9 protein-coding genes and 2 pseudogenes are annotated in these 8,672 nt (G+C 49.3%); 5 read left to right on the forward strand and 6 right to left on the reverse strand.

Features of this window, described 5'->3' with window-relative positions; genetic code table 11:
• Positions 1-198 precede the first annotated feature (198 nt).
• From AB9F26_RS11450 to htpG, 3 genes are all read right to left on the reverse strand, one after another.
• A complete protein-coding gene (locus AB9F26_RS11450) occupies positions 199-1,443 on the reverse strand; it encodes a type II toxin-antitoxin system HipA family toxin (RefSeq protein WP_369768096.1) in 1,245 nt (414 codons plus the stop codon).
• Positions 1,436-2,035, reverse strand: coding sequence for a helix-turn-helix domain-containing protein (locus AB9F26_RS11455; protein WP_369768081.1), 600 nt, complete (start codon positions 2,033-2,035; stop codon positions 1,436-1,438). The genes AB9F26_RS11450 and AB9F26_RS11455 overlap by 8 nt, the downstream gene beginning before the upstream one ends.
• Positions 2,036-2,409: 374 nt before the next feature.
• Positions 2,410-4,272 (reverse strand): molecular chaperone HtpG, encoded by a 1,863-nt coding sequence (gene htpG, locus AB9F26_RS11460; protein ID WP_369768082.1) that lies wholly within the window; start codon positions 4,270-4,272, stop codon positions 2,410-2,412.
• A 283-nt stretch (positions 4,273-4,555) separates the two neighbouring features.
• Here htpG and AB9F26_RS11465 point away from each other — a divergent pair, with 283 nt between their 5' ends.
• On the forward strand, positions 4,556-4,846 hold the full coding sequence (locus tag AB9F26_RS11465) for a type II toxin-antitoxin system RelE/ParE family toxin (RefSeq protein ID WP_369768083.1): 291 nt from the start codon (positions 4,556-4,558) through the stop codon (positions 4,844-4,846).
• 11 nt (positions 4,847-4,857) lie between these two features.
• On the forward strand, positions 4,858-5,148 hold the full coding sequence (locus AB9F26_RS11470) for a HigA family addiction module antitoxin (protein WP_369768084.1): 291 nt from the start codon (positions 4,858-4,860) through the stop codon (positions 5,146-5,148).
• Positions 5,149-5,341: 193 nt separating this feature from the next.
• On the opposite strand, the gene AB9F26_RS11475 is transcribed toward AB9F26_RS11470, so the two are convergent.
• From AB9F26_RS11475 to AB9F26_RS11485, 3 genes are all read right to left on the reverse strand, one after another.
• On the reverse strand, positions 5,342-5,749 hold the full coding sequence (locus tag AB9F26_RS11475) for a hypothetical protein (protein ID WP_369768085.1): 408 nt from the start codon (positions 5,747-5,749) through the stop codon (positions 5,342-5,344).
• Between the two features lie 90 nt (positions 5,750-5,839).
• On the reverse strand, positions 5,840-6,604 hold the full coding sequence (locus tag AB9F26_RS11480) for a metallophosphoesterase family protein (protein ID WP_369768086.1): 765 nt from the start codon (positions 6,602-6,604) through the stop codon (positions 5,840-5,842).
• Positions 6,605-6,683: 79 nt separating this feature from the next.
• Entirely contained in the window at positions 6,684-7,355 is a 672-nt protein-coding gene (locus AB9F26_RS11485; RefSeq protein ID WP_369768087.1) for a sugar transferase, read from the reverse strand.
• Positions 7,356-7,493: 138 nt separating this feature from the next.
• On the opposite strand from AB9F26_RS11485, the pseudogene AB9F26_RS11490 reads away from it, so the two are divergent.
• From AB9F26_RS11490 to AB9F26_RS11500, 3 genes and pseudogenes are all read left to right on the forward strand, one after another.
• A pseudogene (locus tag AB9F26_RS11490) lies at positions 7,494-7,708 on the forward strand (hypothetical protein); the annotation flags it as partial.
• Between the two features lie 159 nt (positions 7,709-7,867).
• Positions 7,868-8,161, forward strand: coding sequence for a type II toxin-antitoxin system RelE/ParE family toxin (locus tag AB9F26_RS11495; RefSeq protein WP_369768088.1), 294 nt, complete (start codon positions 7,868-7,870; stop codon positions 8,159-8,161).
• Positions 8,162-8,190: 29 nt separating this feature from the next.
• Positions 8,191-8,672, forward strand: a pseudogene (locus AB9F26_RS11500) (IS3 family transposase); the annotation flags it as partial.

Here is an 8,672-nt window from a genome sequence, read left to right on the forward strand (position 1 = left end):
AAAGCCAAAAAACAATCTATAGTTGTATTTTGGCATGAAAACTGTCAATTCATTGATTTAAAAAGAAATATATGACGATTTCATCGCCCGCGCCATCAAATGACCAACACTGCCGCGTGTCTGACCGCTGGATTTTTGCTTTTCCAAACGCCCGATACGCCGCAACACTCCCAAACGCTCGATAGTCGGTGTTATTGGTCATTTTAACAGCGCTGCGTAGTTTGTCATCAGAGGGAGGGTTTGTAAAAGCGCGTCAATAGCTACCCTCACGTCGTCAAACATAGGCAGCGCATCCTTTTCGCGTTTCCAAAGCAAAGCAAAATCGCTCGCAGTTTCTCGTGCCACATCAAGAACCATTTTTTCTGGCAAAGCAGCCTTGGCAGCAAGATGGGAAATTTCGTCTTCATCAAAGGCAGTAAAATCGCGCACTCGGCTGTAGTTCAGTGCGAAACTATCACCCTTTATGTAAGGGACTGTCGAAACAAAATCATAAGCTGGCGACAAGGCGGCATTCCGTCGATCAGGATAGATTAGCGACCAGTTTTTGAGATGCATGTCGCCATTGCCAATCAGTGTATTAAAAGTCAGGCGACGTATGAATTCACGGACGTCTTCATCCGACCCTTCCGCTGCAATGACGGCAGCAATATTGCGCATGCTCGCCTTCTTATATTTGTCTTCGCCGTAGACGCCAAAGACTTGCGCGAAGTCCTCGATATGCACGCGCGCTCCGCTGGGGTGCCGGTCAAAGCGTTCTATAACGAATGCTTTAGTTCCAAAGCGATCAGTACCGTCAGGTAGATTTGCGATACTCTCGATATCGATCAGATCAATACGAGGTACATCCATGCCAATCTTACTAGCCAATCGCATCATCGAGAACTCATTTTCGGGAACACCCATATATTCTCGCGAAGGCAGTTTAACGATCCAATCACCTCCAATGCCGGAAGCTGGAATAGTTAACCCACCGCTGGCGCTTTCGATGGCGGAGAATTTTAACTGAACACCTGCAAGAGAGAACCGAAGCATATTTTCTTTTGACTTGGGCCCGTCTTCACGTTCCACATGTGCGGCCTCTGGCGGCCAGATTTCACCGTCCGCTGGTTTTATTGTTATCGCACCGGGAAGGTCGCGCCCTAACGCCCAAAGCAAAAAGAATTCACGCTCGGTATTAATCCCTGCTTGTTCAGCGAGGTACTTACGTAAATGCCCCTCTGGCAACAGGTTCGAAAAGAATGGCATGACCTGTTTTTGGACAGGCTTAAATTCGGTACGCAACTCGCCGAATTCATCCTTGAAGAACAGACCGAGTGTCAGGCGGTCTGAGTTCTCAATATACTCTTCATTGAACGCGAATAGACTACGATCCCCCGCAACGCGCGTCAGCGTACCGACGATCTCACCATAAAGCTCAACATTTAAAACAGAGACATCAGCCATCACTACCATCCTCGTCTAGGCTGTAGGCTGGTCTACTAGTTGGTTCGTTCATCATGTGTGACGGTACGCTGTGCCCCAACTTATTGCGAAGACGCTGAGCATCTTTGGCAATATTTTCGAGGCTTTTAAGATCTCCAGAATTCTCAACAGCTTCAAGTGCACTGCGCATATTCTTGATCGGGTCAGTTTCCTGCAAGATGTTGGAGAAATTGTTCATTTCTTGAAATAATCTTTGCAGCGTTTGCACCGCCGAGTTCTCCTGCAAAGACTTGGGCAGTTCATCAAGAGCACGTTGCGCTCGCCCAAGTTCGCGCAGTGCATCGTTGTTGCTTTGCCGTTTGTGACTGCCAGTGGAGCGGACAATTGACCTGACTGCCGGTGCTGCCTTTCGCGGAATCATGGCGAGTTCAAGGTCAAGCGCATGAGCAAGTGACGCAAGGCTTGAGAGCCGAAGATCGACTGCGTTGCTTTCGATCTTTGAGATGTGCGATTGCGGCACACCAGAGCGAGCGCTAAGCTCTCGTTGACTTAACCCTTTGTTTTCGCGTGCCTCCTTCAGAGACGCCGCGATGTTTTCACTTGCATAGCTCATTTTTGATCTACCTTAGAATATCAAGAACTGCTTTCGATCTACAATAACATATCACAAATTCAATACCAGGCAAGGATCGATCTATAATTGTAAATCAAAAGGTATTCGTGATCTACTATAATAGATATTATTCAACACACATAATGACGATTGCATCCCCTACCTCCTAGGAAGGAAGGCACCCCCCTTTTCAATAGACGAACTCAAACAATCGACATCTGTCGCGATGCCTCTTCACGTTTTTTCCATGCCCCCTATGGGCTTCATACTAGAGCCAACGAAAACATGAGCTTCAATCTGGAGGAGTTTTAGGGGCTCAGGTCAGCGGACAAACAGGATCTGAAGGCCCGCGGAAAGCCGCGGGCCTATTACCTTTACAAAGCTTTGTCGAATACTGCACTCAGGCGTCTAACAAACTCGGCTGGATTGGAAGGCGCTTCCCCATCCGCAATTTTGGCCTGATCCAGCAATAGATGAGCAGCATCTTGCAAGAGGGAGTCCGTAGCCGACTGTTCTTCGTTTGCCCGTAAGGCAAGTTTTTGCAGGATGCTATGCGTTGGGTTTAGTTCCAGAATACGCGCGGTTCCGTCTGTTAGTTGGCCGTGGCGCTTCAATAGCCGCTCCATATTGACATCCATGTCCCCTTCATCGGCAACGAGGCAAACTGGGCTATCGGTAAGCCGTTTAGAGGGGCGCACATCTTTGACCGCATCGCCAAGCTCGGCCTTGATCGCCGCAATCAGGTCGGTCAATTCAGTCTCGGATGAATCGTCCTCGTCATCCTTGCTCTTGTCGCCTTCGATCTTGTCTAAATCCGTTGCGCCGCGGGTTACCGACTTGAAGCTCTTGCCCTCAAACTCGGTGACATGTTGCAACCAGAATTCATCGACATTGTCTGAGAGCAACAGGACTTCGACACCCTTTGCCTTAAACCCTTCAAGATGCGGTGACTGCTCCATTTTTTTAGTGTCGTCACCTGTCATGTAATAGATTGAATCTTGACCTTCTTTGCTGCGCTCAACATAGCCAGCCAAGCTCGTCAGGCTATCGCTATCGGTTGAGGAGAAACGGCATAGCTCCAGCAGTTTGCTTTGAAGATCGGCGTCTTCGACCAAACCTTCTTTGAGGACAGCACCGAAGTTCTCCCAGAACGTAGCGTATTCTTCGGGAGCTTTGTTTGCCTTCTTTTTAAGTTCACTCAATACCTTTTTGGTCAAAGCTTTCCTGATTTTGGCCAGCTTAGGGTCTGATTGCAGCATTTCGCGAGACACGTTTAGCGACAGGTCTTCTGAATCCACAACGCCTCTCAAGAACCGCAGATATGCAGGGATGAGGTCTTTTGTGTCATCGGAAATAAAGACCCGATTAACATACAATTTCACATGGCTTTTGCGCTCATTGTCATAAAGGTCAAATGGCGCCATCGAAGGTACAAACAAAAGGCTTTTGTGGTTTACGGCGCCTTCGACTTGATTGTGCATAACCAACCAAGGCGTGTCATATGCGTGTGAGGAATGATGATAGAATTCGGTATACTGTTCCTCAGTCACGTCTTTGGCGGGCCGTGTCCAGATTGCGGATGCCGAGTTTAGAGTTTCCTCAGCCAGCTGTACCGGAAAGCCGATGTGATCCGAGTAGGTTCGAACAATATGTTTGACGCGCAGGTCTTCAAGAAATTCTTTGGCGTCCTTCTTCAGATGCAGAACAACGGTTGTGCCGCACCCATCCCTATCTGAGGGTTCGATAGTAAATTGGCCCTTACCATCAGACGTCCAGAGCCAGCTTTGTTCTTCGCCTGCTTTTCGCGTTAGCACTTCGACTTTATCGGCAACCATGAAGGCCGAATAAAAACCAACCCCAAATTGACCGATGAGCCCAAGATCACCTTGACTCTTGTCTTTCAGCGCGTCGAGAAATGCGCCGGTTCCAGAGCGCGCGATAGTACCTAGGGTTTCCAATAGGTCAGAGTGGTTCATGCCAATGCCGTTGTCGGAAACGGAAAGCGTTTTGGCTTTCTTGTCAACGTTTAGTACAACCGCAAACTGTTCCGAATTTTCTGTAAGCGTCGGATCGGTGAGAGCTTCGTAGCGAAGCTTGTCACAGGCGTCCGAAGCGTTTGAAATCAACTCCCGTAGGAAAATTTCGCGGTTTGAATAGAGGGACCCCGCAACGATGTCGAGCAATTGGCCGACCTCAGTTTGAAAGGAAAAGGTTTCTTTAGTATCCGTATCCGTCACAGCGATAGTTCCTTGTTCGATTTCGGGCGTATTTAAAATTTGCCTGCGCAATCTATGAAGCAGAGGCGAGGCTTTCAACCCCAGCCTAGACATTCAGGGCGATATGTCTGGCCAAAGCTCAATATAGCTTGGCCAGTATTCGCAATAACTCCAAGGGAGTTCCCCCTAAATATAGCTGCATAAGGCGGACACAACGGACCCCATGAGACACCCCTTGATGTCCGCAGGGGTAGGACATGTATCACACATTGACACAAGTGTCGCGTAGTGATACATACCTAACATGATCCAAAGCACCAAGGGCAAACATGCCGCCAACGCCATCCAAGGCAAATATGGCAAATATGGCAAAGGCTTTCCCCGAGACTTGGTAAAGCGCAGTAGGGCGATGCTCACAGCGCTTGATGCTGCGGTTATCGTGGAAGATTTACGCTTCCCACCTGGTAACCATTTGGAAGAACTGAAAGGTAATCGGGCTGGGCAACATTCTGTGCGGATAAACGGGCAATGGCGCATTTGTTTTTTCTTGACGGCCACCGGCCCCACCGATGTTGAGTTCATCGACTATCATTAAAAGGAAGCACTATGAGCCTGCTTAAAGAACCGATGCACCCGGGCGAAGTTCTGAAAGAACTCTACCTTGACCCTCTGGACATGGGGGCGATTGCTTTTGCCCGTCGTCTGGGCGTTCCCCGCACGCGGATCGAGCGGCTTGTGAAGGGGGTAACCAGCGTGACGCCGGACACAGCTCTTCGCCTTGCCCGCGCATGCAACACGACCCCAGCTTACTGGATGAACCTGCAGACCAACTATGACATGTCCATAGCGTCTAAAGTGGTTGATGTTTCTGGGATTGAGCCACTTTTCGCAGCGTAGATAAACCCAAGTACTGAGCCTCAGTTCTTGGGAGATTATGTCCGTCATAATAGAAAGCACGGCCCTGTTGCATAGATCGAACGGGCGGCATCGAGTAGACTTTTGGCTTGATAACGCACCAACACTCCCAAACGTCCGATAGTCCACGTTATCGAGACTTTGCCTCCTGACATTGCATTTTGAGCACATGTTTTTAAGCGAGCTTTACGCCCAGACATTGTGGTGCGCCATCTCCAGATACCGACCCAGAATTTTGACCGACTTCTACCCCCTGCCCGCATGATCGCCGCCGCATAATATCCCGCACAAAGCAAATCCTGCGCAGCACCCACGCGGAGTGAATGCCCGCTGAAGCAACCATCGACACAGAACAAGCCACCTTCGGGTGGCTTTCTGCGTTTCTAGGATTCCCCAACGCCAACAATCCCGCAAGTTCTCCAACCAGTTCAATAGCCAAGCTATCCCCTTCTGGAATGAGGGTGATACTGGTGAGCAGGCTACGGATGACCTCGCCAGCTTCTGTCTGGGTCTCCCCCCCCCCGACAACGCTGATTGACCTCTGAAGTGGCCCCTCTTTTTCCGACCGTTTAGCAACTCGCATCGCATTCGGCCGTTAAAGAATTCGAATAGCCGTTCTTTCAAGGTCACCTCGGTTCCATGCAGACAGCTTCCCAGCAGAATGGCTGTGGATCTATTTCGTATCAGTGAACCGTATTGGCTTGTTCTTTTCAATGACCGCAGCCGTTAGCCGACCAGAAAAATATGCTCCGGTATCTAATGAAATACGTCCGTTTTCGGCGTTAGCCCGATCTACGACGGTGTGCCCGTGCGCGATCCAAATTCCATCCGTACGAAGCAATTTAAAAAAATCGGGATGCCCCCAGAGGTAGTTCGAAGACTTTTGCGAAGATAACGGCAATTTGGGATCGGCAGCGGCATGGACATGAACCAAATTGCCGTTCCTATAAGTTAAAGGTAAATTACGCAGCCAGTTTTCAAGCGCTGGCCCCATTGCCGCGCTGAGTTTACTGGCGGCTTTTTGGAGAGATGTAGGCCCAGAAGCTTCAGACACTCCACCAACTCCAAAGCTCGCAAGAGTTTGCAGGCCGCCATTCCGAAGCCAGCGGCCGCCATTTTCACATGGGTTATCTAGGAAATCTATCAGCATTTTCTCATGGTTTCCCATAAGGCAGATGGCATGATCAGATTGGTTCATTTTGAACAAAAGCCGTAAAACGTCCGCAGAATACTCGCCGCGATCGATGTAGTCCCCGCCGAACACGAGGTCTCGAGGTTTTTTTAAACTAATTTTCTCGAGAAGTTGGAGAAGCAGGTCAATCCGACCATGAATGTCCCCAACTAAAATGCAAGATACCTTAACATCCAAGCTGGTAGTGAATTCATTACCATCCACCTTTTCTCGATTCTTTGTGAAGTTCTTTAAAAATGCCAGCATACCGAAAGATCATAGAGTTGGTTCTTGGTACCAACTCTAATCTAAACCAAGGCGGAGCGATAGCACCATGGGCACTTTTTTACGCACCTGCACGCATTGCAACACACCGAATTGTCTCAAAAACCAGCGCAGTATCCTGTCTAAAACTCGCGTTTCTTAAGTATTCTAGGTCGACGGCGGTTTTTGCATGCGTTCCTTGTGTGCCCTCTACATAACCCAGTCGTACTTGCGCAAGGCCCGAAATTCCGGGACGAACAGAATAACGTGACCGATAATTGGGAACTGACACACAATACTCACGGGCATGTTCAAAATAGTCAGGCCGCGGTCCTAGCAAACTCATATCCCCCAGGAGAACATTAATAATCTGTGGAAGTTCGTCAATCCGGCTTTTTCTAATGAATTTACCCGCCATTGAGATCCTATCGGATTCTAAAGGGTCGTCCGCGCCTCTCTCTAGCTTGGAGACCGAACGCATACTTCTAAATTTATACGCTGAGAATGACGTGCATCCTTTCCCCATTCTCTTTTGAACGTACAATAAAGACCCTGGATTCAAAAAAGGATTCACGATTGTTAGTAGCACTGCGCAAATTAAAAGTGCTGGGATTAGAAAAATGCTAAAAAGGCAGTCAAAAATACGTTTCATGAACCAAAAACTACGACCTCCGCCTACCTGCAGGGGCGCCATTTCTCGAGTGGCCTCGGCGAAGAATCTCGGGTCAGACTCAATAAACCTAAAACTGTTCATTTCTATATCCCCTCGCCCTGACAAATTTTATAATTAACGAATTATTAATATTTGACGTAAATCAAGAAAATGCAAAAAATGGAAGACATTTCTCAGTAAGGGTATTGTGAAAGTGGAAATAAATTAAAATTGGTGCCAAGCTATTACAAGTGGCGCGCGAAGTTCGGCGGCATGCCCTCTCAGTGATGCAAGCATCACCTGCCGGGTAATAGATGCCTCTTTGATCACAGAGATGAAGGATATGGCTGAGCAAAACCACTGCCTCAAAAGGATGTATGCTGAGATGAGCATCAGATTGACTTGCTGAAGGAAGCACTTGGAAAAAAGCGCTATGGCCGTCTCTGAGGCGAGAACCTCTCAGTGAATGTGCCATTCACTGAGAGGTTTATCGACCCTTTGGCTTAGGGAGGGTTTCGGTCAGCGCTTGCCCCATGAAACGCCACTTAATGTACGCAGGGGTAGGACATGTATCACATGTTGACACAAGTATCGCATAGTGATACACATCTAACATGATCCAAAGCACCAAGGGCAAACGTGCCGCCAACGCCGTCCAAGGCAAGTATGGCAAAGGCTTTCCTAGTGACTTGGTAAAGCGCAGTAGGGCGATGCTCACAGCGCTTGATGCAGCGGTTGTCGTGGAAGATTTACGCTTCCCACCTGGTAACCATTTGGAAGAACTGAAAGGTGATAGGGCTGGGCAACATTCTGTGCGGATAAACGGGCAATGGCGCATTTGTTTTTTCTGGACTGCCACCGGCCCCCCCTCTGTCAGGGATGTTGTCCGCTGCTCTATTTATCTCTAATTTTCAGGTGGGCGGGATAGGACGATGACATGGGATACTCACGGGCACGAAAAGCGGCTGTGCTGAAGCGGATGCTGGCGCCAAACAACATGGCCATTCGACAGTTGTCGAAGGAAGAAGGGATTTCAGAGGGGACGTTGCACGCGTGGCGTAGCCATGCGCGCGGCAATGGACAGCTTTTGCCGGATGCGGACGCTGGGCCTGAAGGTTGGTCTTCGCGCGACAAGTTCGCAGCTGTGTTGGAAACGGCGGCGCTGAACGAAGCTGATTTGTCCGAGTATTGCCGCAAACGGGGGCTTTTCCCTGAGCAGATAGCGGCATGGCGTACCGCTTGCGAGCAGGCAAATGACTGGGACCGTGCCAGCACGGCGCGTCTTGGGCAGGCAACGAAGGAAGAAAAGGAACGCATCAAGGGGTTGGAACGCGATCTAGCCCGCAAGGATCGTGCCTTGGCTGAAACCGCTGCATTGCTTGTTCTGCGAAAAAAGGCATCAGCGATCTGGGGGGACGA

Origin of the sequence: Falsihalocynthiibacter sp. BN13B15, from assembly GCF_041205415.1 — a bacterium.
In the GTDB taxonomy this organism is placed as follows: Bacteria; Pseudomonadota; Alphaproteobacteria; order Rhodobacterales; family Rhodobacteraceae; genus Falsihalocynthiibacter; species Falsihalocynthiibacter arcticus.